The organism is Sphingobium quisquiliarum P25 (assembly GCF_000445065.1).
GTDB lineage: Bacteria > Pseudomonadota > Alphaproteobacteria > Sphingomonadales > Sphingomonadaceae > Sphingobium > Sphingobium quisquiliarum.
Window position 1 is genome coordinate 54,954 of the sequence record NZ_ATHO01000162.1, and the last position, 25,810, is coordinate 80,763.

Here is a 25,810-nt window from a genome sequence, read left to right on the forward strand (position 1 = left end):
CGCCGTCAGAGCGGCGCGCATGCCTTCCTTAGCCAATCCAGCGCATCGCCTTCCAGTTGCGGGCCGATCAGGTCCAGCACCTTGGCATGATAGCTGTCGAGCCAGGCGCGCTCCTCGGCCGTGAGCATGTCAACGGCCACCAGATTGCGGTCGATGGGGGCGTAAGTCAGCGTTTCGAAGCCCAGCATCTCCCGCTCCGCGCCCGCAATCTCGCGCGGTTCGACCAGCACCAGATTTTCGATGCGGATGCCATATTCGCCGGTCTTGTAATAGCCGGGCTCGTTGGACAGGATCATGCCCGCCTGCAAGGGTTCGTCGCCGCCGCCGAAGGTGGCGATACGCTGCGGCCCTTCATGCACCGACAGGAAGCTGCCGACGCCGTGGCCGGTGCCATGGGCATAGTCCAGACCTTCGGCCCACAGGAACTGGCGCGCCAGAATGTCGAGCTGGCCGCCGCGCGTGCCCTTGGGGAATTGCGCGCGGGCGAGCGCGATATGGCCTTTCAGCACAAGGGTGAAGCGGCGCTTCATCTCCGCGCTGGGCGTGCCGATGGCGATGGTGCGCGTGACGTCGGTGGTCCCGTCCCGATACTGCCCACCGGAATCGACCAGATAGAGCGAGCCCGGTTCGATGCGGCGGTTGGTCGTTTCGTCCACGCGATAGTGGACGATCGCGCCATTGGGGCCAGCGCCGCTGATCGTGTCGAAGGACAGGTCCTGAAGCTCGCCCGTGTCGCGCCGGAACGCTTCCAGCCGGGCGGCGGCGGTCAGTTCGTCGGCCGTGCCCTTCGGCCCCTCGACCGCGATCCAGTGGAGGAAGCGGGACAGCGCCGCCCCGTCGCGCAGTTGCGCCGCCTTGTGCCCGGCAATCTCGACCGGGTTCTTGATCGCCTTGGGCAGCACGGCCGGATCGCGCAGCGCCAGCACCTCCGCGCCACCGGCCTCCAGCGCCTCGAATATCGCGGCCACGGAGCGTTCAGGGTCCGCCGCCACCGTCTTTCCTGCAAAGCCCGTCAGAGCGTCCGCAAAGGCGGCGCGGTCATGCACGCGCACCGCATTGCCCAGATGCTGGACCACCGCCTGATCGACCTTTTCCGGCGCGACATAGAGGTCCGCCGTCGCATCGGCATGGACGATCGCATAAGCGAGCGCGACCGGCGTGCGCGCCACGTCCCTGCCCCGGATGTTGAAGGTCCAGGCGATCGAATCCAGCGCCGAAAGCACCACGGCGTCGGCCCGTGACGCCGACAGCCAGTCCGCCATCGCCTGCCGCTTTTCCGCCGCGCCCTGCCCTGCATAACGGTCCTCATGCACCACCAGCCGCGCGTTGCCGGGCGCGGGGCGATCGGTCCAGACCGCATCGACCGGGTTGCCGTCCACCGCCACGAGGCTGGCTCCCCGCCCGGCCAGCGCCTCGCCCGCGGCCTTCACCCAGGCGCGCGTGTGCAGCCATGGGTCATAGCCGATCCGCGCGCCTTCGGGCACATGCGCGCCCAGCCAGGCCGCGACGGAGGTCTGCGGCACGCTTTCATATTGCCAGAACGCCTCGTCCACCTGTTCACGCACTTGCAGGGTGTAGCGGCCATCGACGAAGATCGCCGCTTCGTCCGCCAGCACCACGGCGCTGCCTGCCGACCCCTGAAATCCCGTCAGCCATGCGAGCCGCTGGGCATAGGCGCCGACATATTCGCTCATATGCTCGTCAGTCAGCGGCACGACGAAGCCGTCCAGCCTGTCATGCGCCAGTTGCACGCGCAAAGCCTTCAGACGGTCTTCATGGGTGGACATGGAATTTCCCTTGGATCACATCGGCCCCTTGCGCGGGCCCCATCACCGCCAACATAAGCAGGCATGCGCGCTTATGCCAGCGCGTCCGGCCCACGATACAGGACTGTGAATGACCGCTTCCCTTGTTCCCCCTTCCGCCGCCCGCCGCCCTTTCAGCCTGACCCGTCACGGCATCACCGTCGAAGATCCCTGGTCCTGGCTGCGCGATCCCGGCTATCCTGAGGTCAAGGACCCGGACGTGCTCGCCTATCTGGAGGCGGAGAACAGCTTCTTCGAAAGCGCGATGCGGCCGCACAAGGCGCTGACCGACACCCTGTTCGCGGAGATGAAGGGCCGGATCAAGGAAGATGACAGGTCGGTGCCGCAGAAGGACGGCGACTATGTCTATTGGCGCGCGTTCGAGGTCGGGGCGCAATATCGCAAATGGTATCGGCGGCACGTCAATGGCGGCGAGGATCAGCTGATCCTCGACGAACCCGCCCTTGCCGAAGGTCACGAATATTTCCGATTGGGCGCGATGTCGGTCAGCCCGGACGGCCGCTACCTCGCCTATGCCATCGACAATGATGGGTCGGAACGATTCGAGGCGCGGATCAAGGACCTGTTCACCGGCGAACTGCTGCCGGAGGTCATTCCCGACACGCTGTCATCCCTGGTCTGGACCAGCGACAGCAGGGGCCTGATCTACGGCATCGCCAATGAAAACTGGCGGACCGACAATGCCCGCCTGCACTGGATCGGGCAGCCGGTAGAGACGGACGTCGAACTGTTCCATGAGGATGATGACGGCTTCCGCGTATCGGTGGGCCTTACCTCGTCGGAAAAGTGGATCGTTATTGCGACCGGCGACCATGTGACGACCGAAGTCTGGCTGCTGCCCGCCGGCAATCCCACGGCCGAGCCGCTGCTCGTTTCCGCGCGCAAGCCCGGCCGGGAATATGAGGTCGATGAGCATGACGGCACGCTGTACATCCGCACCAACGACATCCATCCCAACTTCCGGCTGGTGAAGGCGCCGCTCTCAGCACCGGGAGAGTGGGAGGAAGTCATCGCGCCGGACCCGCATTTCTACCTGACCGACTTCACCCTGTTCAAGGGCTTCTACGTCACGGAAGGGCGGCAGGACGGGCTCGACCAGATCGAGCTGCGCGATTACGAGACGCACAGCGCCAAGCGCCTCTCCTTCCCGGAGGCGAGCTATTCCGCGTCGCTGGACGACAATCCCGAATATGACGTGACGAAGCTGCGGATCGGTTATGAATCGATGGTCACGCCCGACACCATCTACGACTATCATCTGGCCACCGGCGAGCTTGAGGTGCTGAAGGTGCAGGAGATTCCTTCAGGCTATGACGCAAGCCGCTACGCGACCGAAAGGCTGATGATCCCGGCGCGCGACGGCACGCCCATCCCCGTGTCGATCGTCTATCCCAGGGACCTGCCCCGCGACGGCAGCGCGCCGCTGCACCTTTACGGCTATGGCGCCTACGGCATCGCGATGGAGCCGGGCTTTTCCACCAGCCGCCTGTCGCTGCTGGAGCGCGGCTTCGCCTTTGCGCTGGCGCATATCCGGGGCGGCGACGATCTGGGGCAGCAATGGTATCTGGACGGCAAGCTGGACAAGCGCACCAACACGTTCAACGATTTCGTGGACGTGGCCAAGGGGCTGATCGAACGCGGCTACACGTCGAAGGGGCGGATCAGCATTTCCGGCGGATCGGCGGGCGGGGAGTTGATGGGCGCGGTGATCAATTCCGACCCGGACCTTTGGGGCGCGGTGGTCGCCCATGTGCCCTTCGTCGATGTGCTCAACACCATGCTGGACGCGAGCCTGCCCCTGACGCCGGGCGAATGGCCCGAATGGGGCAATCCGATCGAGGACAAGGCGGCATTCGAAACGATCCTGTCCTACGATCCCTACAGCAATGTGAAGGCGCAGGCCTATCCGCCGCTGATGGTCACGGCCGGGCTCAACGACCCGCGCGTGACCTATTGGGAACCGGCCAAATGGGTGGCGAAGCTGCGCGCGACCAAGACGGACGACAATATCCTGCTGCTGAAAACCAATATGGGCGCGGGCCATGGCGGCAAGTCGGGGCGTTTCGAAAGCCTGCACGAAACGGCGGAGGAATTTGCCTTCATTCTCTGGCAATTAGGGGTGACGCAGTAAGAATCGCCCTCCTCCTTCAAAGGAGGGATGGTTGGGAGAGGGACGAAGCGAGCAACGACAGGAGCCGGCATGTCCTCGACCTACATAACCCGGATCACGGCCGGGCCGGAGCACATTGATATCCTCGGCCATGTGAACAATGCGGTCTGGGTGCAATGGATGGAGCAGGTCGCGACCGAACATTGGACCCGCGACGCGGCGGCCGGGCATGTCGACGCCTATGTCTGGGTCGTCACCCGGCATGAGATCGACTATCGCGGCAATGTGCGGGAGGGCGAGACGGTGACGGCCCGTACCTGGATTCCGCAGGGGCCGCGCGGCGCGCGCTTCGACCGCCACATGGAATTTACCGGCGCGGACGGCAAGGTGAAGGTTGCGGCCAAATCCACCTGGGCGATCATCGACCGGCAGTCGGGCCGCATCCTGCGCGTACCGGCGGAGGTCGCCGCCCCCTTCCTGACCCCCTGACGCTCCCGTCCCACGCCGCGCCTGCCCCGTGCGGCGAGTGGAACCGTGCGGCCCGATGCCACGTTGTCCGGCCCACCAACTACGACAGGAGAGATTATGCCCAAGACCGGCTTCACCATCCGCACCCTCGCTGCTGCCTCGGCGCTGTTCCTGACTGCGGGCCCGGCACTGGCGGGGGATGAGGAACGCGCGCTGGCCGCGATCGCCCAGGCGCAGGGCAAGATCGACGCCGCCGCCAAGCTCAAGGCGAGTGAGATCGATCCCGCCGTGCTTGCCAAGGCTCAGGCATCGCTGCGCCTGGCCCAGGAACGGCTGGAAAGCGGCAAGGAGCAGGACGCCATCAAGGCGGCGATCGAGGCGCAGCAATTTGCTGACACCGCCATCGGCCAGAGCCAGGCGCGCGTCGAAACGGATGCGCAGGTGCAGGCGTCCACCGCAGCAGCAGCCCAGCAGGATGCCGCCGCCGCCAATGCACGCGCGGATGCAGCCGAACGCGCCGCAGCAGCAGCGGCCGCCGATGCCCGTGCCGCCCGCGCGGCCGCAGTGGCCCCGCCCGAACCTGCCGCAACGACCGTGACGACGGAGACCGTGAAGACAGCGCCCGCCACGACGACCCGCAAAACAACGTCCGCGACGCGCAAGGCCGTGCGCAAGACGACATCCGCCCCCGCCCGCGCCACGGTGGTGGAAAAAACCACAACCACGGTCACGAACCGCTGACATCGGGCAGGCGGCTTCGCACAATGTGCGGAACCGCCTGCGCACGTCGTCAATGCCTAGTGGAGGATTCCCACCGCGCCCTCGGCCCAGAGCAGCAGCACGGCAAGGCCAAGCCCTGCCCCGGCCAAGGCGCGATGGCGGCTATTTGAAAGCAGGCGGGACGCGATTTCATACAGCCCCATCGCCCCGATCAGGAGCAGGGCGGCAACGGCGAAATCGAAAGCTGTCCACTGGACCGCGCTGGTGAACTGCATCGCGACCAGCGGAGCCACCAAAATGGCAGCGATCACGGCCCATAAGATGGTCCGCACGGGGAGCCTGCCCTCAGCTTGTCCTGCCTTTTCCATCTGCATCGATCCCTCGACAATCCCACGGCCATTTTCCCATTACGGGCACCAAGGGTCAATTGGGAAAGGGATTTGCCTGCCTGTGAACAGGAAACCCGGCAAGCGCTCAGGCGGCCTTCCGATCGTAGGAACCCAGCGCCATCAGCGCGGCGTTGATCATTTGCCGGTGCGCGTCGCTGCCGCGCATCACGTCCCACCATTGCTGGCCAGTGACGGAGCCATGGCTTTCCTGCCAGATTTTACTCGCCATCAGGTCGACTTCTTCTTCCGTCGGGCGGCGTTGTTCGGCGAAACACCTTATCAGCAGCTTGTGAAAGGCCTTGCTGTGAACAGGCTGGTCCAGCTTCATCGCATTCTCTCCAGCGCTCATTGTCCCGATATTATTTTGCTATCCAATCCGTCCAGGGCAGCACGCATAGGACCTATAGATCCTACCAAGCTTGTATAGACGGATTTCGGGGTGTAAAAATCTTCCACCTCTTCCAAGCAGAGGCGCGAAGTAATTCCGATATATAGTAATATTCAGATGCGCTTTCCGCGCCATCCAGGCATTTATTCGACATCCTCTCCAGCGATGATTGTTTCCTCATCTGCCATGGCCAAATTTCCATAGGGGAAGATTCGCGTCAAGCCGGATGCTTCCTAATAAATCTCAATATTGTTAATTTCCATTATCTCTCATCGGCCGCTTCCAACCGCCGCCTCACTCCAAGGGTGGAGGCAACCAGCTGAGGTCCTGCGCCAGCGGCCGGACCGGCACCCCGCTCAGCTTGCGGAGCGCGGGCATGTCAAGCAATTCGACCCTGTGTCCGCTGCGCCTGATCAGCCCCCTGTTTTCCAAGGCGCGGAACACCCGGTTCACATGAACGGAGGTCAGGCCCAATATGTCGCCGATATGCTCCTGCGTCAGCGGGTGGTCGAAGGTGCCTTCCATCCGGGGCGTGATCAGCTTCAGGCGGTCATGCAGGTGAAGCAGAAGCAAGGCCAGGCGGCATTCCGCCGATGTGCGGCCGATGGAACAGAGACGGTCCATCAATATCACCCGTTCCTGCTGCGCGCTGAGGAACAGCAGCGCGGCGAGACGCGGCGCGCGGGTGAACAGGCTTCCCAGGGCCGCATGGCTCATCGCGCGCAGCTTGACGGGCGTCAGCGCCGTCAGCGTTTCGGCCGCCCCCGCCAGCGCGATGCTGGGCGAGCCCATCATGTCGCCCGGCAGATGGACCTTCAATATCTGGCGGCTGCCGTCAGGCAGGGTCATGCTGCTCAGCACCCAGCCTTCGACCAGCAGGTAAACGGATTGCGGCCGATCACCCTCCCGCCTGATCGTGCGGTGGCGTTCGACCTGCTGGATCGGCCCGGCCAGGCCGACGAACAGGTCGAACTCGGCTGGCGTGGGGGACAGGAATTCGGATAACCGGGCCCGGGAATAGCCGAGCGGCGGTTGGTCATCGGATAACGCGCGCACGGAGCCTCGGAAAGAAATACCGTCCCGCCCTAGCAGACGCGGCGTGCCCCCTCTTTAAAGTAAGGCAAGAAGATAGATAATTAGCGCGCGACCGTCAGACCAAGCCATAATGTACGTGGCGTTCCAAGGTCGATCGATCCTCCGGCATTACGGGTCACCACCCGTTCGTCCCACAAATTCTCGCCCCGGGCCACGATCGAAATAGCGGGCGTAACGGGAATGCGGGCGAAAGCATCCAGAGTAAGGGCGTGGGGCAGCACGTCCGATTGCAGATCATCTTCATATTGTTTCGACACATAGCGCAGCGTGGCGGAGAGAGCCGCCTGCGGCGCGGGATTCCATGCGACGGTCGCGCTGGCGGCATGGCGCGGGCTTTGAGCGGGCGCGAGGCCGTCGAAATCCTGCCCCGGCGCATGAACCCTGCTGCGGCTGTAGGCATAGGAGGCGGAAAGCTGGAAATCGCCCGCCCGCGCGCTGGCGCTGAGTTCAATGCCCCTGGCGACGATGCGGTCGATATTGCGACGTTCGCGCACGATGATCATGCGATCGCCGCTGACGCTAGAACTCACCGTCACATTGCCCACCGCATTGTCGAGCCGGTTGTAAAAGGCGGTGGCGGAAAGGGTGACGTCCGGCGCCGGGGTCAGTTCAAGCCCCGCCTCGACCCCTTTCAACTTTTCATTTTCGAGAGCCGGATTGGCGCGCGTCGTCACCATCGACGCGGACGAAGCGATGACGAAGGGGCGGTAGAGTTCATTGAGCGTGGGCAGGCGAAAGCCCGTATAGCCCGCCCCGCGCACCGCGAGCGTGCCGCTCACCCGGAAGAGCGCGCCCGCCCGCCCGGAAAATTCCCACCCCGACCGGTCGGGAAAGCTATCGTCCGCCGCCCCCGTGCCCGCCGCGCGGAAGAAGCCGTCATGGATTTTCCAGCGGTCGGCCCGCACGCCACCTGTCAGGACCAGATCGCCGATCGTCCAGTCATCCTCGGCGAAAAGGCCCGCCGTCAGCTGCTTGCCCCCGGCATGGCGATGCGCGCTCGCCGCGCCGGTAATCGCATTATAGGCGTCCTCGAACATATCTCCGCTCGCCAGACGGCTGTCGACGCCGATCCGCAGCACATGGGCAGGCCCCACAGGAGGACGCAGTTCGATCTTGCCGCCCAGCCCCGTCGAAGGCGTGTTCCGCTGGTCGAGCGACGTGCGGAAAGGCGGGCTGGAGGAGATGACGATGTTCGAAAAGTTGCGCGCTTGCAGATAGGCGAGCGCGTCCACCTGCTATGGCCCGCGCGACACATAGCGGATGCTGGCGTCCTGCCCCTCGCTCATGCTGTCGGCGCCCCGGAAGCGCAGCGTGCGTTCGTCCCGGAACAGCGTCGCGCGGAATTGCAATTCGGACGTGGCCGACAGCGGCGCGACGGCGCGCAGATTGGCGGACCAGCCATCATAGGCGGCTGGCACGGTCGCGGCGGTGCGCTGATCCTCCGGCGTGGTCTGGAAGCCGTCACCGCGATCCCACCGGCCCGACAGGGAGACGAGTCCTCCGCCCAGATCGGGGCTGTAGCTGGCCGACAGTTCCGTGGCGTCCCGGCTGCCGTAGAGGGCGCTGGCGGAGAAGACCGGAAGCTGATCGCGGGTCGCGCTTGCCAGTTCGATGGTGCCAGCGACAGCGCCCGCGCCGAACGCGCCCACGCCGCCGCCGCGCGTCACCCGGACGACGGACAGCCGGTCGGGCACAAGCGCGCTGAACGGGATATAGCCGAAAAACGGGTCCGCCATGGGCACGCCGTCCAGCAGCACCAGCGTCCGGCTCGACGCATTGCCGCCAAGCGCGCGCAGGGTCGCTCCCTGGGCGGAGGGGTTGGCCGAACGGCTGTCGGACCGCCGGAACTGCTGGAACCCGGCGACGTCGCCCAGCACGCTTTCGATCCGCCCCGACGCGCTGTTCAGCAGCCGGTCGCGGTCGATCACCACCGATCCATAGGCGGGCGTTCCGGGGGGCAGCGGCAGACCCGCGCCCGTCACGACGATTCTTGCCGGATCGGGATCGGCCTGCTGGCACAGGGCGGCGGAGGGACAGGCGAGCAGGATGATCGAAAGGGCCAGCGTCTTCATGACAGCGGCCCCTACATCGCCCCCTCGCCTGCGGCAACCATGCCGGCCGCCGGTGTCCGCCCCGGTCAAGCCAAGGCGGAGCCTTCCGCCTGCGCGATCAGCTTGTCGATGGTCAGCGGATAGTCCCTCAGGCGAATGCCCGTCGCGTTGTAGATGGCGTTGGCGACCGCCGCCCCGGCGCCGCAAATGCCCAGCTCTCCCACGCCCTTCGCCTTCATGGGCGAGCTTTTGTCGTCCAGTTCCTCCACGAACAGCACGTCCTGATCGGGGATGTCGGCATGCACCGGCACCAGATATTCCGCCATGTCATGGTTGACGAAGAAGCCGAAGCGCGTGTCGACATGCAGTTCCTCCATCAGCGCCGCGCCCGCGCCCATGGTCATCGCCCCGATCACCTGGCTGCGCGCGGATTTGGGGTTGAGGATGCGCCCGGCGGCGAACGCCCCGCCCATGCGGCGGATGCGGACTTCGGCCGTGTCCATGTCCACCGCGACTTCGCAGAAATGCGCGCCGAAGGTCGCCTGGGCATAGCGTTTGGTGAGGTCGCCAAATTCGATCTTGTCCTCTGCCCACAGACCATCCGGCCCGGCGAGCGCACCCAGCGCCTGCGACTGGTTGCCCATGCGCAGCAGCCCGTCGTCGAACGTCACCTCGTCAGCAGGAAAGCCCGCCTTTTCGGCAAGCTTCGCCCGCAGGGCGACGCACGCGGCATAGACGCCCGCGGTCGAACTGTTCCCGCCGAACTGCCCGCCCGACCCAGACGATACCGGAAAGCGGCTGTCGCCCAGGCGCACGGTCACCGCCTCCAGCGGCACGCCCAGCATTTCCGCCGCTGTCTGGCCGATGATCGTGTAGCTGCCGGTGCCGATGTCGGTCATGTCGGTTTCGACCGTCACATGGCCCTTCGCGTCCACTCCCACGCGCGCGCCCGACGCGACGACCAGATTGTTGCGGAAGGCGGCCGCCATGCCCATGCCCAGCAGCCAGCGCCCCTCGCGCCTTCGCCCCGGTTCCGGTTGCCGCTTGTCCCATCCGAAGCGCGCCGCGCCCTGTCGCAGGCATTCGACGAACTTCCGGCTGGAAAAAGGACGTTGCGGTCCCGCTTCCGGGTCATATTGCACATCGTTGCGGATGCGCAGTTCGACCGGATCGACCCCGCACGCCTCCGCCAGTTCGTCCATCGCCACTTCCAGCGCCAGCATCCCCACGGCCTCGCCCGGCGCGCGCATGGCATTCGCTTCGGGCAGGTCAAGCGTCGCCAGCCGGTGCGCGGTCCGGCGATGATCGCCGCGATAGAGCAGCCGCGTCTGCTGCGCCGCTGTTTCAGGGCTGCCGCCGGGCAGGTCGCCGGACCAGACCTCATGCGCGATGGCGTCGATCACGCCATCCTTGTCAGCGCCGATGCGGATGCGCTGGATGGTGGCCGACCGGTGAGTGGTATTGTTGGGGATTTGCGGCCGGGCGAGCGCGACCTTGACCGGCCGTCCCACGGCGCGCGCGCCAAGCGCCGCCAGCAGGGCATCGGCGCGCAGGAACAATTTCCCGCCAAAGCCGCCACCCACATAAGGGGTGACGAGGCGGATCTTTTCCTTGGGAATCTTGAGCGTCTTCGCCATGTCGCTCACGCCCCAGGCGACCATCTGGTTGGATGTCCACAGCGTCAGCCGGTCGCCATTCCAGGCAGCGATGGTGGCATGGGGCTCCATCATCGCATGGCTCTGGTCCGGCGTGGTATAGCTCTGGTCGATCTTCACCGCCGCCTGGGCGAAGGCTGAATCGAAGTCACCGGCGCTCGTATCGGCGGAGCCGCCGAAGCCCGCCCTGGGCACGGCGGCCTTGTCCCGCTCCGCCGCCAGATCAAACCGCCCCTGTTCGGGCGCATAATCGATCCGCAGCAGCCGGGCCGCGTCGCGCGCATTTTCCAGCGTGTCTGCAATCACCAGCGCCACCGCCTGATCATAATGTTCGATCGCCGGGCCGCCCAGCAGATGGGCGGTGTTCATGTCGCCCTTGCCCAAAGGCCCCGCATTCTGATGCGTGACGATGCCAAGGACGCCGGGCGCTGCTTCGGCCGCCCTCAGGTCCATGGCGGCGATGCGTCCCTTGCCGATCGCCGATCCGACGATCCAGCCGTAGGCGGCGTTGGGCGCGGCGTCATGGCGTTCATAGGCGTAGGGCGCGGTGCCCGTCACCTTGGCCGCGCCTTCGATACGGTCATGCGCGATGCCCACGACCCGGCCGCGATCGATGGGATTGGCGGTTGCTGGCGTGTCGAACTTCATGCCCGCGCCTCCTGACGGAAAATGGATGCAAGCGTTCGCGCGGTCAGCCCTTGCTTAAAGGCGTTCTGCGCCGTCGGCCGCGCTCCGGCCAGCGCGGCCTCGGCCACGGCCGATGGTCCTGCGGGGGCAGCGGCATCGGCGGCCTCGACCCGCCAAGGCCTGGGCGCGATGCCGCCAAAGGCAAAGCGCCCGCCGCCGTCCTTGCCCAGGATGGCCGCCACCGACACCAGCGCGAAGGCATAGGAGGAACGATCGCGAACCTTGCGATAGACATGCGTGCCACCCACCGGCCTGGGCAAGGTGACGGCGGTGATGAGTTCACCGGGCTTTAGCGCATGTTCTACATGGGGCGTATCGCCCGGCAGCTTGTGAAAGTCAGCGATGGGAATGGACCGGCGCGCGCCATCCGCCGCCATCGTTTCGACCTGAGCATCCAGCAGGCGCATCGCCACGGCCATGTCGGACGGATGCTGCGCGATGCAGGCTTCGCTGGTGCCGATAATGGCAAGACCACGGTTGATGCCCTTCATCGCCGAGCAGCCGCTCCCCGGCTTCCGCTTGTTGCAGGGCATGCGCGTGTCGTAAAAATAGGGGCAGCGGGTGCGCTGGAGCAGGTTGCCTGCGGTCGTAGCCTTGTTGCGCAACTGCCCCGACGCGCCCGCCAGCAGCGCGCGGCTCAACACCGCATAATCGCGCCGCACCCTCTTGTCGGCGGCGAGATCGCTGTTGCGCACCAGCGCGCCGATGCGAAGGCCGCCCTCCTGCGTCCCCTCGATCCTGTCGAGGCCGATATGGTTGACGTCGATCAGGTGCGTGGGCGTTTCGATCTGCAATTTCATCAGGTCGAGCAGGTTCGTGCCGCCCGCGATAAAGCGCGCGCCCTGCGTGCTGGCGGCTGCTTGCGCTGCTTCCTCCACGCTTGCCGCGCGGCTGTAGGTGAAGGGCTTCATGCCTTGCCCTTCCCGGCCGCGTCGCGGATCGCAGCAATGATGTTGGGATAGGCGGCGCACCGGCAGATATTGCCGCTCATCCGCTCGCGCAGTTCGGCGTCCGAAAATTCGACCTCGTCCAGGTCCTGCGTGACATGGCTGGGGACGCCCGCCGCGATCTCGTCCAGCATCGCCACGGCCGAACAGATCTGGCCAGGGGTGCAGTAACCGCATTGATAGCCGTCATGGGTGATGAAGGCCTGTTGGATCGGGTGCAGCTTTTCCGGCGTGCCGATCCCTTCGATGGTCGTCACATGATCGCCGTCATGCATGACCGCCAGCGTCAGGCAGCTGTTGATCCGGCGGCCTTCGACGATGACCGTGCAGGCCCCGCACTGCCCATGGTCGCAGCCCTTTTTGGTGCCGGTCAGGTGCAGATGTTCCCGCAACGCATCCAGCAAGCTGGTGCGCGGGTCGAGTTGAAGATGCACTTCCCGGCCGTTCACGGTGAGTTCGACGGCGTTCATGCCTGCTCCTTCGCTTGATCGCGGCATATTGGGTGACGCACCATGCGCCGTGCCCATCGCAGGGAAAGCAACCGCCACAGCGCCGCTGCCCCGCAGCAGCCCCCGGCGGGTCAGGTGACCGGATGACATATTTTCTTCCTCCTGCACGCCTCAGGCCATTACGAAGCAAGGCCCCGGATGATCCCGTTCGCGCGAATAATTAGGTGCGCTGCCCGCATTCTAGCAGGCACTCGTGATCCGCCAAGCTCTCGAAGGCGGTCCATGCAGCGGCAAACCGTTTCCCAGGAAATTTTGCCCAGAAAATTTGCGCTGTCTCCAATTCTCCCCTTGCCCAGGCGCAGAACCGCTGCTAGTTGCCCGCCTCACCCGCCGAGAGGGACACATCCTCCGGCCGCCAGAGCGGGCGTAGCTCAGGGGTAGAGCACAACCTTGCCAAGGTTGGGGTCGAGGGTTCGAATCCCTTCGCCCGCTCCAAAAATACCAGTAAAATCAGTAGGTTACGAGACCCTCGCTAAACGCGGGCAGGTCTCGAAATCCGTTGGTGTCCACCTGGTGTCCACCGATTTGCTGCGGTGGACACCCGGCCCGCAGCGACCAGCGCATGTCCGGTCAACATTTTTGTTGCGCGCTGTTGATGTCCCTAGGCCAACTTGGGTTTGTCGGGGGGCTCACTTAGCCGCTACCTAACCATGCCTATTGACGTTAATCGGGCGATCCTAGCGATCTACGTCGTCACCTTCGGTTGCTACGTCGAAGCGGAGCCTTTGACCTCTATGCTCACTCGCACGGAAGTAGCTAGGTTCATGAAACGGAGTTGCCGACCTATAAAGCGTCACGGTCAGTGGAAAGCCCGACAAGAACATATAGCGAAAATCGGTTTGTTCGGGCAGTGTTGCGCGTGGGGCATCATTATACAACCATGACGAGTCGTGGGGGGAGCGGGGGCGGATGATTCTCACTGACAATGAAACAAAGGTCGATCTCCTCAACAACGAGGCGATCGCCACGACCATAATCGAACTGCTGCGCGAGAAGCCCGAGCGCGCCGTGACGATCGGCGTTCACGGCGATTGGGGAGCTGGTAAATCCAGCATCCTGGAGATGATCGAAAGCGGCCTCAGCTCTGATGAGGACGTGCTCTGCATCAAATTCAATGGCTGGCGCTTTCAGGGTTTCGAGGATGCCAAGATCGCGCTGATAGAAGGCATCGTCACCGGCCTTATCGAAAAGCGCCCCCTGCTTACTCAGGCCGGCTTGGCCGTAAAGGACATCTTCAAGCGGATCGACTGGCTCAAGATCGCGCGCCACGGCGGCGGTCTCGCTTTCACCGCGTTCACCGGCATCCCCACAGCCGATCAGGTCGGCACGGTGGTCGGCACCTTGAAGGAAATCTTCTCCGATCCCTCGAAACTCGCCACGCAGGAGAATTACGACAAGGCCATCGACGGCGTGCAGGGACTCCTGAAACCAGGAGAGTCGAAGAATGTGCCGGAGGAGATCGAGGCGTTCCGGAAAGCTTTTGACGATCTGCTCAAGCAGGCGGGTGTCAAGCAACTGATCGTCCTCATCGACGATCTCGACCGCTGCCTGCCGGACACGGCGATCGAAACGCTCGAAGCCGTCCGCCTGTTCGTCTTCACCGCCCGCACCGCGTTCATCGTCGCGGCCGACGAGGCGATGATCGAATATTCGGTGCGCAAGCATTTCCCCGAGCTTCCGGATACCACCGGCCCCCGCGACTATGCGCGCAACTATCTCGAAAAGCTGATCCAAATACCGTTTCGGATTCCGGCTTTGGGCGAGACCGAAACCCGTATCTACGCCACACTGTTGCTTGTCGGCTCCGAGCTGGGCGAGGACGATCCCGCTTACTCGGCGCTCATCACCTCGGCCCGCGAGTTGCTCAAACGGCCCTGGCAGACAGCCGGACTCGACGCGCAGACGGTCAAAACTGCCTTGGGCGACAAAGCCGGCAAGGTCCAGAATGCGCTCACCTTGAGCGATCAGATCGGTCCAATCCTGGCCAGTGGCACTCAGGGCAATCCGCGACAGATCAAGCGTTTCCTGAACACTCTGTTGCTGCGCCATCAAACTGCGCTCGCCCGCGGCTTCGGAGAAGAGGTGAAGCTGCCCGTCCTAGCGAAGCTAATGCTGGCCGAACGGTTCCTTTCCAGATTGTTCGACCAGATCGCCAGCGCCGCCGCCCGCGATCCGGACGGTCACTGCGTAGATTTGGCGGCGCTCGAAGCCGCGGCGTTGGAGGAGAAGCCGGCCCCCAAGGCGAAGCGGACCGGGCCGAAAATCAGTTCCACGGATGACGCCAAGCCGATCGCCGTGCCGGACTCCAAGGACAGCGCCATCCTGACTGAATGGAAGGCAGCTGACGCGATACGGGCCTGGGCGCGGCTGTCACCGGCCTTGGCGGAAGTCGATCTGCGCCCCTATCTGTTCGTGACCAAGGATCGGAAGGACTATTTCGGCGCGGCCTCTGTCCTCGGGCGTCTCGCGGCGGTGGTCGAAAAGCTGCTCGGCCCGAAACTGGCCGTTCAGGCGTTCGAAGGTGAACTCAAGCAACTCGTTCCGGCCGAAGCCGCGCAGGTCTTCGAGGAATTGCGCGGGCGCGTCATGGGCGGCGACGCCTTTGATACGGCGCCTCCCGGCATAGATGGCCTCGCCGTGCTGGTTCGCGCGCACCCGACATTACAGGCGAATCTTCTCGACTTGCTCGAAGCCGTGCCAGCTGATCGGTGCGGGCCGTGGCCCGCGTCGGGTTGGGAGGGCGTCATCAAGGATTCCGACGCCCTGACGCGCTTCGAGAAGCTACTCCAAGGATGGTCCACGTCCGATTCGACCTTCTTGAAGACGACGGCGAGCGCCGCGCTCCGCACGCGGAAAGGTGGGCGCTGATGGGCACGTCGAGCGCTTACGCTGGTGCAGGTGGCGGCACACCGCTCATTCCGAGCTGGTTGCAGGGTGATGGCGATGGCGATGGCGATGGTGGGGGCGGTGCAGGTGCGGGCGCGGAGAATGGCGACGGAGCACAACCCTCGTCTCCCGCCGAAAAGCTCCCAGCAGTTCCCCCCGCGCCAGCGCCCCGTCCGGCCGCGCCAGCAGGAGCGTCGGATCGGTTCACATCCGCCCGAACCAATTTCACGCGCTTCGCAAGCTCGGGCGGCAGCGACCGCAGGAGCCTCGGTCGCGCGGTCTCGCAATATGTATCGAAATCTGCGGGCGGCTCGCGTCAGGCCGCGCAGCGCATGGGCTCATCGCGAGGCGCAGGCGCCGGGCTTGTTCGGTTCCTCAACGACGCCAGCGCCAAGGGCGTTCGCGAAGCCCTGCGAACACTTAACCTGGAAAGCCTCGCTGGGCGACCAATCGAAGAAGTATTCGCGGGTCTCGCCGACTACATCTGCCCCGAAGGCGGGTCGATCGACGAGGGCATCGCGCGAGATGCCTTCGTCGAGACGATCGCAGATCTTGCCGGCGCGGGCATCACCGACATCGACGCGCTGACGCCGGGCCAGATGCAGACCGTCTTCGAGCTGTATGCGACGCACGCAATCGAGGCCCGCATCTGCAACGACATCGGCACTAAGGTTGTGACCTTGCCCGCCGATCTGCGCGCGGCCGAGAGGGTTGAAGCGCAACTGCGCGATTTCATCCAGCGTGGTGTCAGCGACGCGATCAACGCCGCGGGTGTCAACATTCAGTCGCTGACCCCTGATGCGGTGATGGGCTTTGTGACCAACGTCTATCAATCAGCCTTCGACGTGTTGCAGACGATGGGCGATGGGGAGGCAACGAAATGAGGCGCCATGTCATCATCGGCCGTTTCGGGCCGGACGATAAGACCCGCGTTCCGAAGGCTCGCGATGAGGTCGCATCGACCTTGCAGTTGGTGGCGGGCAAGCGTCTCGATCACGGGATCGGCCGCGCCTTGACTGACCTCAAGGCATTGCACTTGGCTCCGAGCGAAATCGGCGCGGATATGCTAGTGGTTGCGGCCCACGTTCACGCAGCGGACACACGCATCTCCCGCTCGACCGAATCGCAGGATGCCTGGACGCGTGAGCTTCGACTGGTCATCCCCGTGAGCGACCCCGCGCGATGGACGGCCGCCGCACCCATCCTGATTCGCGCTCTGAACTTCCTGACCGGCGACAAGTGGGATGTCGGCTTCCGCAAAAGGGCCAAGGGCTATGCGAAGCTGGTCCCTCCTGCGGCGCCGACCCTTATTCCGACCCCGTTCGATGGCGTGAGTCTGTTTTCCGGTGGCTTGGACAGTCTGATCGGCGCGATCGACAGCTTGAATGCTGGCGAGACGCCACTTCTGGTCAGCCACGCGGGTGAAGGGCTGGTGAGCAAGTCGCAGGAGCAATGCTTTGAAGGTTTGAAAGGCGCTTACAAGTCATCCGCCTTCGATCGGCTGCGGGTGTGGATGAGCTTCGATAGCGGACTCGTCGAGGATGTTGGATCGGAGGACACCACGCGTGGTCGCTCGTTCCTGTTCTTCTCTTTAGGCGCCGCCGCTGGCACCGCGCTCGACCGCGACTTCGTGCTCAAGGTTCCAGAGAACGGCCTGATTGCGCTCAACGTGCCGCTTGATCGGCTTCGGCTCGGCGCGCTCAGCACCCGAACGACGCATCCCTTCTATATGGCGCGGTGGAACGATTTGCTCCGGGCGCTCGGCATCAGCGGGAAGGTCGAAAACCCCTATTGGGCCAAGACCAAGGGGGAAATGGTCGCCGAGTGCGCTAATCCAGCCTTGCTAAAACAGCTCGCCCCTCAGTCGCTATCATGTTCATCACCGACGAAAGGGCGATGGACCAAGAAGCCGCAGGGACATTGCGGATACTGCCTGCCATGTCTCATTAGGCGGGCCTCTCTGCGAGGCAAAGATTCGACAGTTTACGGCGTGCCCGACCTGAAGGTTGCCACATTGGACACCAAGCAGGCCGAAGGTCAGCAGGTCCGGTCCTTTCAGATCGCGATCGCACGGCTTTCGAAGCGTCCGGAACTTGCCAAGGCCCTCATCCACAAGCCAGGGCCGCTCTATGATGATCCTTCCCGCCACGACGATCTGGCCGATGTCTATCGCCGCGGATTAGAGGAGGTTGGTCGCTTGCTGACTGGCGTTCGCGCCGCACCATCGTAAGAGGTCCCATGCGATCGGGTCTCGTCGATTTTCATTGCCACCTCGATCTCTACCCCGACCACTCGGCCGCGGTGGAGCGTTGCGAGCGCGATGGGGTGTTCACCCTAACCGTGACCACCACGCCCAAGGCGTGGCCGCGGAACCACGAACTGGCGTCTGCCACCCGTCATGTTCGAGCAGCTCTCGGCCTGCATCCGCAGCTGGTCGCCGAACGCTCTCATGAAATCGGGCTATGGGAGGAATTGCTTCCGCGGACACGGTATGTAGGCGAGGTCGGGTTGGACGCCGGCCCGCGATTCTACAAGTCTTTCGAGACGCAGAAGGAGGTTTTCGCCCGCGTGTTGTCGCTCTGTGCGGCGGCGGGTAACAAGATCGTCACGACGCATAGCGTTCGCGCGACCAAGGCCGTGCTCGATATGATCGAACAACACCTGCCGCCTCCGCGCGGTCGCGTGGTGCTTCATTGGTTCACCGGCACCGCAGCAGAGGCTAGGAGGGCCGTCGATCTCGGCTGCTATTTTTCGGTGAATGCGGAAATGCTCGCCAATGAAAAACGCGCCGCGATAACCAAGGCACTGCCGCTAGAGCGCATTGTGACCGAAACAGATGGGCCATTCACCCAGACCGATGCCCGCCCGACCACGCCGAGCGATGTCTGGATCGCTGTGGAAGGTTTGGCCCGCCTGCACGGAATGCTGCCAGCGGACATTTCTGCCACGATCATGCGGAATCTCAAGAACATACTTATAGAACAAGGATAGGGGGCTCACCCCGTGGGATTGACGTTTATCCCCCCGCTGCTTCCGAGGCGGAAGTTATTTCAAGTCTAGCCGTCCTGCTCGCGCTGCAATTCTCTTATGCGTTCGATGACAGGTGAATTGATCCGCGGACGATTGATGTCGCGGAACAGCCGGTTGACCTTGGTGACACCTGAGTCCTCAAGGATCATCCGGCGTGTTTCTCGCCAATCCCTTCGGAACTGTGCGAGTCGTGCTTGCTGTTCGCTTTTCGGTAGGTCACGCAGGTCTTCAACGCCCATGAAAAGCGCGGTGCAATGGGCGCCCAGTTCCTCGTCTATGTAGAGGGCGCTGCGTGTTGTGTGTTCCGCGATCGGCATGATGGCTGCGGAGATCAGCTCGTGCCGCTCGGCCGCCGACAGTTTTTGATTGTCGATCACTTCGTTCGCGATCCGATAGCTCTCAAATAGGGTACTTAAAAGAGCGTCGTAGGCTTCGAGGCGCTTGGCGAAGATCGTCGCTGCGAATTGTTCGGCTCTCTGCCGCCGCCTCAACAATTCTCCTAGGACGATGCCCAAAGGAACACCCACAAGACCGATCAATGCTCCGGTTAGCTGTGACCAGTCCATAGGCTTCCTTCCAAGTTGATAGGTCCAGACACGATGCGATTTGACTCTGCCCCCTGTGTTCAAATTCGATGTGGCTTCAGATGGACGGAGTTGTTCGACCACTATCATCTGTCAGGTTGATGGGGAAAGCCTTCCCCTGACCGTGCGCCCTTCGGTCGCCCGCTACCCCCTCTGCGGGGACACCCCGCAACGCCCCGTTCGGCGTCTCCGCGCCGATCCGTAAATCCGCCAAGGCGGATTTGTGTCTTCTCGAAGCTGCGGAGATCGGGCCAGGGCGTTCGCCGGCCCGATCGCATTTGTTTGTGACTCTCCCCTCGAATAGTGTGGGCGCCGCTTCCCTTTAGGCCCGCCGCGCCGGGGCGCAACGCGCGGCAAGCCGCGCTTACCTTCTCTTACGTTCCAGCCCTTCGGGTGCGCCCCGGCTCTGCCGGCGGGCCTGCCGGTCGCTCCTTCGCCGCCCACCCCATTCCGGGGTGAGTGCGGTTTGAAGGAGAAAAGTGATGAACGCTGTTACCCTAACGACCGCCGTTGAACCTGTGTCGGGCGTCGAGATTTTCGTGCCCCTCAACAAGCTCAAGAAGTCTCCCCGCAATGCCCGCAAGGTGCCGCATGGCGAAACCGCCATCGAGGCGCTGGCCGCTTCCATCCAGCACAAGGGGCTTATCCAGAACCTTGTGGTGGAACCCGAAGTGAAGGCGGACGGGATGCCCACCGGCGCCTATTTCGTTACCGCTGGCGAAGGCCGCAGGCTGGCGATGCTGTTGCGCGCCAAGCGCAGGCAGATCAAGAAGTCGCAGCCGATCCGCTGCTATCTCGACACCGAGAACGATCCGTCCGAAATCAGTCTGGACGAGAACGTCACCCGGACCCCGATGCACCCCGCCGACCAATTTGAGCGGTTCCACGAACTGTCCGAGACGAAGGGATGGGGCGCGGAGGAAATCGGCGCACGGTTTGGCGTGTCGGCGGGCGTGGTGAAGCAGCGGCTTCGCCTTGGCGCTGTCAGTCCGAAGCTGTTGGAGGTCTATCGCGAGGATGGGCTGACCTTGGACCAGTTGATGGCCTTCGCCCTCACCGAGGACCATGCCCGGCAGGAGCAGGTGTTCGAGAACCTGCATCACAATCGTGAGCCGTGGATCATCCGGCGCGACATGACCGCTGGCAACGTGCCTGCCGATGATCGCCGCGCGGTGTTCGTCGGAGCCGACGCCTATATCGAGGCGAGCGGCAACATCATCCGTGACCTGTTCACCGAGGACCGGGGCGGCTTCTTCGAGGATGCGGGCTTGCTCGACATGCTTGCCGTCGAGAAGCTGCGCGAAGTCGCGGGCGCGGTGCAGGGCGAGGGGTGGAAGTGGGTTGAGGCCCATATCGACTATCCCCACTCGCATGGGATGCGGCGCTACTACCCGGAGCCGGTCGAACTGTCCGACGAGGCCGAGGCCCAGCTTGATGCCCTGTCTACCGAGCATGACGAGCTTGCCGAAGGCTATTCGTCCTATGACGAAATGCCCGAGGACGTGGCGGCGAAGCTAGAAACGGTGTCCGACGAGATCGACGCCATTTCGGCCAAGCGCCATGCCTACCATCCCAACATCATCGCGCATGGCGGGGTGTTCGTGGTGCTTCACCATGACGGCACGGTCAGGATGGAGCGGGGTTTCGTCCGTCCCGAGGACGAGGCGCTTGCCGATCCGCAGCCAGAGGACGAGGCCGAGGCCATCGACCCCGAGGCCGTGGAGGACGAGCAGGCGGAGGACGACGACGAGGACGTTCAGGATTTCGAGGAGGAGGACGAGGAACCGGGCAAGCCCATTTCCGACAGCCTCATTCGTGACCTGTCCGCCCACCGGACGCTGGCCCTTCGCGTGGCGCTTGCCGAGCAGCCCGGCATGGCGCTGGTCGCCCTGACCCACACGCTCACGGCGCAACTGTTCTACAGCTACGCCGAGGCCGGTTGCCTTGAAATCCGTCCGACCGTGACGCCGCTTGGCAGTCATGCGACGGGGATCGAGGATACGCCGCTGGCGGCGCGGGCGAGCGAGGCGCATGAAGCATGGGCCGAGCGGATGCCGCGTGACGTGTCCGACCTGTGGGGCTTCATCGTCGCACTGGACGATGAGCAGCGTGTGGCGTTGCTGGCGCATTGCGCGTCCCGCACCGTCAATGCGCTGCGGGTGCCGTGGGATCGCAAGCCCCGGACGCTGCAAACGGCGGACAGGCTGGCGACGGCGTTGACGCTGGACGTGGCGAAGGACTGGACGCCCACCGTGGACAGCTACCTTGGCCGCGTCACCAAGGGGCATATCCTTGAGGCCGTCACCGATGGCGTGTCGGAGGATGCCGCCCGCCGGATCGCGGACATGAAGAAGCCGGACATGGCGCAGGAAGCCGAACAGCTTCTGGCTGGAACCGGATGGCTTCCCGCTGCGCTGCGGACGCCGGAGCCGGAGGCTGAACCCGTCGAGACGGAGGACGCCGAAGGGACCGCGCAGCCGTCCGAAGCGGAGGCCCCCGATACCGAAGCGGAGGACGGCGAGGCCGTGGAGGTCGAAACGGTGGAGCAGCCGACCGACCCCGAAGCGGTGGAGGTCGAGCCCGAGACGGTGGACGAGGAAGACGCCTATTCGGTTGCCGCCGAATAGGTGACGGAGCCGGGGCCGCTACGGCGGTCTCGGTTTCCCCTTTGCCCAAGACCGGATAATTCGCGGCCGCGCCCCTTTCCGGCGCGGCCGCTCTGTCATGGGATTATCGTCGCTCGCCGGGCATGGCCCGGCTCGCGTTTTTTAAGAGTCCTCGGTCAGCAAGTTCTCGAAATCCCGGCCGCCATAGAAGATTCCGACAATGACGACCGCCGTGTCTTCCACCGCGAAGGCGATGGTCACACGGCGGCGCCAGGCCGTCGTTCGCAGGCCCGGCCGCAGATCGTCGCGCATCGTGCCGCGCCGGGGGAAGTCGGTCAGCTTGCCGATATGATCAAGGATGCCATCGGTGAAGCGTTGCGCGATGTCCGGGGACGCGGCGGCGGCGATATGGTCGTAGATGGCGTCGAGATGGTCACGCGCTTCCGGCGTGAGGATGATGGAATGTCCCACGTTCAGCCGCGCTTGGCGGCTCGCTTGTGGCGCTCGGCCAGACCGGCCCGCACGTCGTCGAGCGGAATACCGCGCGTGGGATCGGCCTTGTAGGCGTCATAAGCGGGGACGACCTCGTTGCGCAGCCATTGCTCGACGGCTCGGTCCCGTGCCTGGAGCGCGCGCAATCCGTCGCGAATCACTTCGCTTTCGCTGGCATATTCGCCCGACGCTACCTTGGCGCGAACCTGCGCCGCCATGTCGTTCGGTAGCGTTACGCTGAACTGTTGAGTCGTCCGCATGGAATAGCACTCCTTACAGATAGGATTTAATCCTATTCGCGCTATCCTTCAAGGTTCTTTCGGCAGCGATCATGCAAACAGGCCGGGCAGCACCGGCATGGGTTCGCTCCGCGCCTCCGCGCGCACCGCATTGCCGGGCGCGGCCACCGTCACCCATTCCACGCGCCAGTCGAGCTGCAGCACGTCGCTGTCACCCTCGCGCTGAATCCGCACGATCCCGGCGCCTTCCTCGCTGACGGCGAAGCGGCAATCATCATCCTCGCCATAGGCGGCTTGGATCAGTGTCCCGTCCGAGAAACTGAGCCAGCAGCGTCCGGCGCTGTCGGCCGGAACCGCCAGCTCGGCCTCCACATCACCCATGACCTTCAATCTCGTGCGGTCCTCGCCACGGATCACCACGCTCATACGCCCTTCCTCGATCTCGATTCGCAAAGCTGTATCGTGGAACAAATAAGGAACGATATGCAAGGGGAACCGTCGCTATAGTCGGATGGCGGGGAAGGGAGCGCCCCGCCCATTCCAGGCGAGACGCTGCGCCGACCAGCGCGGCCAGCCCATGTTCGCCAGCAGTCCCGGCCCCGGATCCGGCGCTAGGCCGGCATCGCATAGGCCGGGTTTGAGCCTGTCCGAAACGCAGGCCGCGCCCCTCCCGCCGATTTCCGCATGGCGGTGCCGCGCTCCGCTGCATCGACCGCAACGATGCGGAAGTGGGGGGCCCTTGCACCTCGCTCGCGAAACCCGCCCGCCACGCCTGCCTCTGACACCGGACCAGTGCCGCCGCCGCCACGGCCGGCGGCGGCAAAGCTCCCGCAGAACATCCCGTCAGCCCCGTGATCTTGCGCGGCACCGCCGCCCACGCGGCCTCTCCAAAGGCTTGTCTGGCCGAAGTCCGCCCGTCTTCCCGCAACGGCGGCGGGCGATTTTTTTCCGCCGCCGGCCATGCCGGCTTTGCATCGCGAAACCAAAAAAACCGCCCGCCGCCGCCAGCCACTTCGTTCCGCCCTGCGGGTGCGGGCCGGGCGTCCCCCGTCCGGGCGACAGCCATCGAGGCCGCGATAGGCGCGGTCCCGAGGCAAGAAAGGACTGACGTTATGTTGCTCTGCGGAAACTTCACCCCCACCGACGATGGCTTCACCGGCGAAATCCGGTTCTTCGGCAAGCGCGAACAGGTCGTGCTCCGCCCGATCGAGGGCCAGGACAACGAGAAGGCCCCCCACTTCCGCATCGTCGCAGCCGACGACGAGCGGATCGAGTTCGGCGCCGCCTGGCGGAAGACCAGCAAGGAGGGACGCGACTACATCTCCTTCAAGCTCAATCCCGTCGTCGCTCAGCCGGTCTATCTCCGGCTTTTCGAGTCCGAGACGGTGGCCGGCGAATACGAGCTGCTCGCAAGCTAACCGGCTCCGCGCCCCGCCCGGAATGGGCGGGGCGCTCCCTTTTCCTACTCCAAAAAGGATCTTCGCTATGTCCGATCGCATCGGCCATAATGGCGGGCCGCCGCTCGACGATCATAGGCCAGGCCCCGCAGACTGCCGGCGCTGCCGCCACTGGCGGCCGCCGAGCGAACGCGAGGAAAGCGACTATCGCGCCTATCAGATGGGCGTGATCCGCCGCCGCATCGCCGAGCCTTCGGGCGCCTGCGACCAGGTGATGCTGCGGCCGAGCGGCCCGGTCGCGTTCGCCGGCACCAAGGGCCGGTCCTGGTGCTACAATTTCGAGGCCAAGCCGCCACCCACCGACGAGGAGCGGCGCGGCCAGGGATTCGTCACGATCTACGAGGGTGATCGCATCATCTGGCAGGGCCGCGAAGGCGAGGAACCCGCAGAGTATCGGCAAGGCGACCTGTTCGACTGACGCGCCGTTCCATCGACCTGACGGCCGCGCCGGTATTCCGGCTGTCCTTCGCTTGAGGGGGAGTCCGGGCGGGGCCGGACCCTTTAGATGGAGCCCGCCATGCGGGCAGGCTTTCCATGCGCCGCCAAGGCGGCGCGGGTTGCTAAGGGCGTTGCCCTCGCGCCGGGCAAGGTAAGTGGAACCGTCCGGGGCGGTATCCCCAGCCTTCCGCGCTTCGCTTGTGCAGGCCGGGTGATCCCCCTCCGCCCCGGCCGCCCTTGCCCTTTGCTACCCCTGGCTCGCCGCCGGGCAGGGTTTCAGCGCGGCGCTTCCCGCTGCGCGGAAACCCAAGCCAAGGAAGGTCAAGACCATGTATCACCAACTTGCCACCCGGTTCGGCCGCAACAGCCATCAGATCGGCGGCTATGAGCCGCTCGACAACGAGGCGCTGTATCGCCACGTCCCGTCCATCTTCGCCCGTGAGGCGCACGACAGCCGTTCCGAACGGTATGTCTATGTCCCCACCATAGACATTGTGGAGGGGTTGCGTCGGGAAGGATGGTTCCCGTTCTTCGCCGTGCAGTCCGTCCCCCGCGACGGCAGCCGCCACGGCCACGCCAAGCACATGCTGCGCCTTCGCCGGGATGAGGGCATCGGCAAGCCCGAGGCCGCCGAGGTCATCATCGTGAACAGCCACGATGGCACCAGCGCTTATCAGATGTTCGCCGGGATGCTGCGTTTCGTCTGCACCAACAGCATGATTGCGGGCGAGCGGTTCGAGGAAGTGCGCGTGCCCCACAAGGGCAATATCGAGCACGACATTATCGAGGGCGTTTACACGGTGGCCGAGGACTTCCCCCGGTTGATCGACGCCAGCGAGACGATGAAGGAGGTTCGACTGTCCGAGGATGAGCAGCGGTTGCTTGGCGAGGTCAGCCTTGTCGCCCGCTATGGCGACGATGAAAGCCCGCTCACCCCGGAGCAGATCATCGAGCCGCGCCGCTACGAGGACAGGGGCAATAGCCTGTGGAGCACGTTCAACGTCATTCAGGAGAACGTCATTGGTGGCGGATTGTCTGGCCGCAAGCGCAATGCCGAAGGCCGTATCCGTCGCAGCCGGTCGCGCCCGATCAACGGCATCGACCAGAATGTGACGCTCAACCGCGCGCTCTGGACGCTGGCCGAAGGTATGCAGCGCCTCAAGACAGGTTGACCGCTATTACCGCAGGGCTGGACCGTCCGGCCCTGCGGCTTCGTTTCCTATTGCCCCGCAT

General features: G+C 64.5%; 22 protein-coding genes, 1 tRNA gene and 1 pseudogene. 12 read left to right on the forward strand and 12 right to left on the reverse strand.

All coding sequences use genetic code 11. The features are described 5' to 3' along the window. Nucleotides 1–5: 5 nt before the first annotated feature. A complete protein-coding gene (locus tag L288_RS40155; RefSeq protein ID WP_021239837.1) occupies nucleotides 6–1,787 on the reverse strand; it encodes an aminopeptidase P family protein in 1,782 nt (593 codons plus the stop codon). Between the two features lie 109 nt (nucleotides 1,788–1,896). On the opposite strand from L288_RS40155, the gene L288_RS40160 reads away from it, so the two are divergent. From L288_RS40160 to L288_RS40170, 3 genes are all read left to right on the forward strand, one after another. Beyond that, nucleotides 1,897–3,957 (forward strand): S9 family peptidase, encoded by a 2,061-nt coding sequence (locus L288_RS40160; RefSeq protein ID WP_021239838.1) that lies wholly within the window; start codon nucleotides 1,897–1,899, stop codon nucleotides 3,955–3,957. Between the two features lie 69 nt (nucleotides 3,958–4,026). Beyond that, nucleotides 4,027–4,425: an acyl-CoA thioesterase gene (locus L288_RS40165; protein ID WP_021239839.1), complete on the forward strand. Its 399-nt coding sequence runs from the start codon at nucleotides 4,027–4,029 to the stop codon at nucleotides 4,423–4,425. A gap of 96 nt (nucleotides 4,426–4,521) precedes the next feature. Then, on the forward strand, nucleotides 4,522–5,145 hold the full coding sequence (locus L288_RS40170; RefSeq protein ID WP_021239840.1) for a hypothetical protein: 624 nt from the start codon (nucleotides 4,522–4,524) through the stop codon (nucleotides 5,143–5,145). 56 nt (nucleotides 5,146–5,201) lie between these two features. Here L288_RS40170 and L288_RS40175 read toward each other — a convergent pair whose 3' ends face one another. The 7 genes and pseudogenes from L288_RS40175 to paoA form a co-directional block, all read right to left on the reverse strand. Further along, on the reverse strand, nucleotides 5,202–5,456 hold the full coding sequence (locus tag L288_RS40175) for a hypothetical protein (protein ID WP_236613077.1): 255 nt from the start codon (nucleotides 5,454–5,456) through the stop codon (nucleotides 5,202–5,204). Between the two features lie 142 nt (nucleotides 5,457–5,598). Then, nucleotides 5,599–5,862, reverse strand: coding sequence for a hypothetical protein (locus tag L288_RS40180; protein ID WP_021239842.1), 264 nt, complete (start codon nucleotides 5,860–5,862; stop codon nucleotides 5,599–5,601). A 333-nt stretch (nucleotides 5,863–6,195) separates the two neighbouring features. Further along, nucleotides 6,196–6,957, reverse strand: a complete 762-nt coding sequence (locus L288_RS40185; RefSeq protein ID WP_021239843.1) for a Crp/Fnr family transcriptional regulator — start codon at nucleotides 6,955–6,957, stop codon at nucleotides 6,196–6,198. Nucleotides 6,958–7,037: 80 nt separating this feature from the next. Further along, nucleotides 7,038–9,068 (reverse strand): annotated as a pseudogene (locus tag L288_RS40190) (TonB-dependent receptor plug domain-containing protein). 65 nt (nucleotides 9,069–9,133) lie between these two features. Continuing rightward, nucleotides 9,134–11,350, reverse strand: coding sequence for an aldehyde oxidoreductase molybdenum-binding subunit PaoC (gene paoC / locus L288_RS40195; protein ID WP_021239846.1), 2,217 nt, complete (start codon nucleotides 11,348–11,350; stop codon nucleotides 9,134–9,136). After that, complete coding sequence (locus tag L288_RS40200; protein WP_021239847.1) at nucleotides 11,347–12,300, reverse strand: FAD binding domain-containing protein; 954 nt, start codon at nucleotides 12,298–12,300, stop codon at nucleotides 11,347–11,349. The genes paoC and L288_RS40200 overlap by 4 nt, the downstream gene beginning before the upstream one ends. After that, complete coding sequence (gene paoA / locus L288_RS40205; protein WP_031304928.1) at nucleotides 12,297–12,935, reverse strand: aldehyde dehydrogenase iron-sulfur subunit PaoA; 639 nt, start codon at nucleotides 12,933–12,935, stop codon at nucleotides 12,297–12,299. Before paoA ends, L288_RS40200 begins: the two co-directional genes overlap by 4 nt. Before the next feature lie 270 nt (nucleotides 12,936–13,205). On the opposite strand from paoA, the gene L288_RS40210 reads away from it, so the two are divergent. The 5 genes from L288_RS40210 to qatD all read left to right on the forward strand — a co-directional run bounded on the left by L288_RS40210 (nucleotide 13,206) and on the right by qatD (nucleotide 18,722). After that, nucleotides 13,206–13,280, forward strand: a tRNA-Gly gene (locus L288_RS40210). Nucleotides 13,281–13,754: 474 nt separating this feature from the next. Then, nucleotides 13,755–15,713: a Qat anti-phage system ATPase QatA gene (gene qatA, locus L288_RS40215; protein ID WP_021239849.1), complete on the forward strand. Its 1,959-nt coding sequence runs from the start codon at nucleotides 13,755–13,757 to the stop codon at nucleotides 15,711–15,713. Further along, entirely contained in the window at nucleotides 15,713–16,615 is a 903-nt protein-coding gene (qatB, locus tag L288_RS0122390; protein WP_031304930.1) for a Qat anti-phage system associated protein QatB, read from the forward strand. Before qatA ends, qatB begins: the two co-directional genes overlap by 1 nt. Beyond that, nucleotides 16,612–17,961 carry a Qat anti-phage system QueC-like protein QatC gene (qatC, locus tag L288_RS40220; protein ID WP_021239851.1) on the forward strand — a complete coding sequence of 450 codons (1,350 nt, stop codon included), beginning with the start codon at nucleotides 16,612–16,614 and terminating at the stop codon, nucleotides 17,959–17,961. The genes qatB and qatC overlap by 4 nt, the downstream gene beginning before the upstream one ends. Nucleotides 17,962–17,969: 8 nt before the next feature. After that, a complete protein-coding gene (gene qatD / locus L288_RS40225; protein WP_021239852.1) occupies nucleotides 17,970–18,722 on the forward strand; it encodes a Qat anti-phage system TatD family nuclease QatD in 753 nt (250 codons plus the stop codon). A gap of 65 nt (nucleotides 18,723–18,787) precedes the next feature. On the opposite strand, the gene L288_RS40230 is transcribed toward qatD, so the two are convergent. Continuing rightward, nucleotides 18,788–19,327 carry a hypothetical protein gene (locus L288_RS40230; protein WP_021239853.1) on the reverse strand — a complete coding sequence of 180 codons (540 nt, stop codon included), beginning with the start codon at nucleotides 19,325–19,327 and terminating at the stop codon, nucleotides 18,788–18,790. Between the two features lie 500 nt (nucleotides 19,328–19,827). Between L288_RS40230 and L288_RS40235 the strand changes: the two genes are divergently transcribed. Then, the gene (locus L288_RS40235; RefSeq protein ID WP_021239854.1) at nucleotides 19,828–21,972 is read left to right on the forward strand and encodes a ParB/RepB/Spo0J family partition protein; all 2,145 of its coding nucleotides are present in this window, start codon (nucleotides 19,828–19,830) and stop codon (nucleotides 21,970–21,972) included. A 141-nt stretch (nucleotides 21,973–22,113) separates the two neighbouring features. Here L288_RS40235 and L288_RS40240 read toward each other — a convergent pair whose 3' ends face one another. From L288_RS40240 to L288_RS40250, 3 genes are all read right to left on the reverse strand, one after another. Then, nucleotides 22,114–22,422 (reverse strand): type II toxin-antitoxin system RelE/ParE family toxin, encoded by a 309-nt coding sequence (locus L288_RS40240; RefSeq protein WP_021239855.1) that lies wholly within the window; start codon nucleotides 22,420–22,422, stop codon nucleotides 22,114–22,116. Nucleotides 22,423–22,424: 2 nt separating this feature from the next. Continuing rightward, nucleotides 22,425–22,703 carry a type II toxin-antitoxin system ParD family antitoxin gene (locus tag L288_RS40245; RefSeq protein ID WP_021239856.1) on the reverse strand — a complete coding sequence of 93 codons (279 nt, stop codon included), beginning with the start codon at nucleotides 22,701–22,703 and terminating at the stop codon, nucleotides 22,425–22,427. A gap of 69 nt (nucleotides 22,704–22,772) precedes the next feature. Further along, entirely contained in the window at nucleotides 22,773–23,108 is a 336-nt protein-coding gene (locus tag L288_RS40250; RefSeq protein WP_021239857.1) for a hypothetical protein, read from the reverse strand. 686 nt (nucleotides 23,109–23,794) lie between these two features. Here L288_RS40250 and L288_RS40255 point away from each other — a divergent pair. The 3 genes from L288_RS40255 to L288_RS40265 all read left to right on the forward strand — a co-directional run bounded on the left by L288_RS40255 (nucleotide 23,795) and on the right by L288_RS40265 (nucleotide 25,749). After that, complete coding sequence (locus tag L288_RS40255; RefSeq protein ID WP_021239858.1) at nucleotides 23,795–24,100, forward strand: DUF736 domain-containing protein; 306 nt, start codon at nucleotides 23,795–23,797, stop codon at nucleotides 24,098–24,100. A gap of 67 nt (nucleotides 24,101–24,167) precedes the next feature. After that, nucleotides 24,168–24,557 carry a hypothetical protein gene (locus L288_RS40260; protein WP_021239859.1) on the forward strand — a complete coding sequence of 130 codons (390 nt, stop codon included), beginning with the start codon at nucleotides 24,168–24,170 and terminating at the stop codon, nucleotides 24,555–24,557. 349 nt (nucleotides 24,558–24,906) lie between these two features. Beyond that, nucleotides 24,907–25,749, forward strand: coding sequence for a DUF932 domain-containing protein (locus L288_RS40265; RefSeq protein WP_021239860.1), 843 nt, complete (start codon nucleotides 24,907–24,909; stop codon nucleotides 25,747–25,749). The last annotated feature ends 61 nt before the right edge of the window (nucleotides 25,750–25,810 follow it).

Excerpts from the sequence above, each read along its gene's own strand:
- L288_RS40160 (WP_021239838.1), top strand. The coding sequence starts at position 1,897 with ATGACCGCTTCCCTTGTTCCCCCTTCCGCCGCCCGCCGCCCTTTCAGC.
- L288_RS40235 (WP_021239854.1), top strand. The coding sequence starts at position 19,828 with ATGAACGCTGTTACCCTAACGACCGCCGTTGAACCTGTGTCGGGCGTC.
- L288_RS40200 (WP_021239847.1), bottom strand. The coding sequence starts at position 12,300 with ATGAAGCCCTTCACCTACAGCCGCGCGGCAAGCGTGGAGGAAGCAGCG.
- L288_RS40155 (WP_021239837.1), bottom strand. The coding sequence starts at position 1,787 with ATGTCCACCCATGAAGACCGTCTGAAGGCTTTGCGCGTGCAACTGGCG.
- qatB (WP_031304930.1), top strand. The coding sequence starts at position 15,713 with ATGGGCACGTCGAGCGCTTACGCTGGTGCAGGTGGCGGCACACCGCTC.
- qatD (WP_021239852.1), top strand. The coding sequence starts at position 17,970 with ATGCGATCGGGTCTCGTCGATTTTCATTGCCACCTCGATCTCTACCCC.
- L288_RS40260 (WP_021239859.1), top strand. The coding sequence starts at position 24,168 with ATGTCCGATCGCATCGGCCATAATGGCGGGCCGCCGCTCGACGATCAT.
- paoC (WP_021239846.1), bottom strand. The coding sequence starts at position 11,350 with ATGAAGTTCGACACGCCAGCAACCGCCAATCCCATCGATCGCGGCCGG.
- L288_RS40180 (WP_021239842.1), bottom strand. The coding sequence starts at position 5,862 with ATGAGCGCTGGAGAGAATGCGATGAAGCTGGACCAGCCTGTTCACAGC.
- L288_RS40170 (WP_021239840.1), top strand. The coding sequence starts at position 4,522 with ATGCCCAAGACCGGCTTCACCATCCGCACCCTCGCTGCTGCCTCGGCG.
- qatA (WP_021239849.1), top strand. The coding sequence starts at position 13,755 with ATGATTCTCACTGACAATGAAACAAAGGTCGATCTCCTCAACAACGAG.
- L288_RS40230 (WP_021239853.1), bottom strand. The coding sequence starts at position 19,327 with ATGGACTGGTCACAGCTAACCGGAGCATTGATCGGTCTTGTGGGTGTT.
- qatC (WP_021239851.1), top strand. The coding sequence starts at position 16,612 with ATGAGGCGCCATGTCATCATCGGCCGTTTCGGGCCGGACGATAAGACC.
- L288_RS40265 (WP_021239860.1), top strand. The coding sequence starts at position 24,907 with ATGTATCACCAACTTGCCACCCGGTTCGGCCGCAACAGCCATCAGATC.
- L288_RS40255 (WP_021239858.1), top strand. The coding sequence starts at position 23,795 with ATGTTGCTCTGCGGAAACTTCACCCCCACCGACGATGGCTTCACCGGC.
- L288_RS40250 (WP_021239857.1), bottom strand. The coding sequence starts at position 23,108 with ATGAGCGTGGTGATCCGTGGCGAGGACCGCACGAGATTGAAGGTCATG.
- L288_RS40165 (WP_021239839.1), top strand. The coding sequence starts at position 4,027 with ATGTCCTCGACCTACATAACCCGGATCACGGCCGGGCCGGAGCACATT.
- paoA (WP_031304928.1), bottom strand. The coding sequence starts at position 12,935 with ATGTCATCCGGTCACCTGACCCGCCGGGGGCTGCTGCGGGGCAGCGGC.
- L288_RS40245 (WP_021239856.1), bottom strand. The coding sequence starts at position 22,703 with ATGCGGACGACTCAACAGTTCAGCGTAACGCTACCGAACGACATGGCG.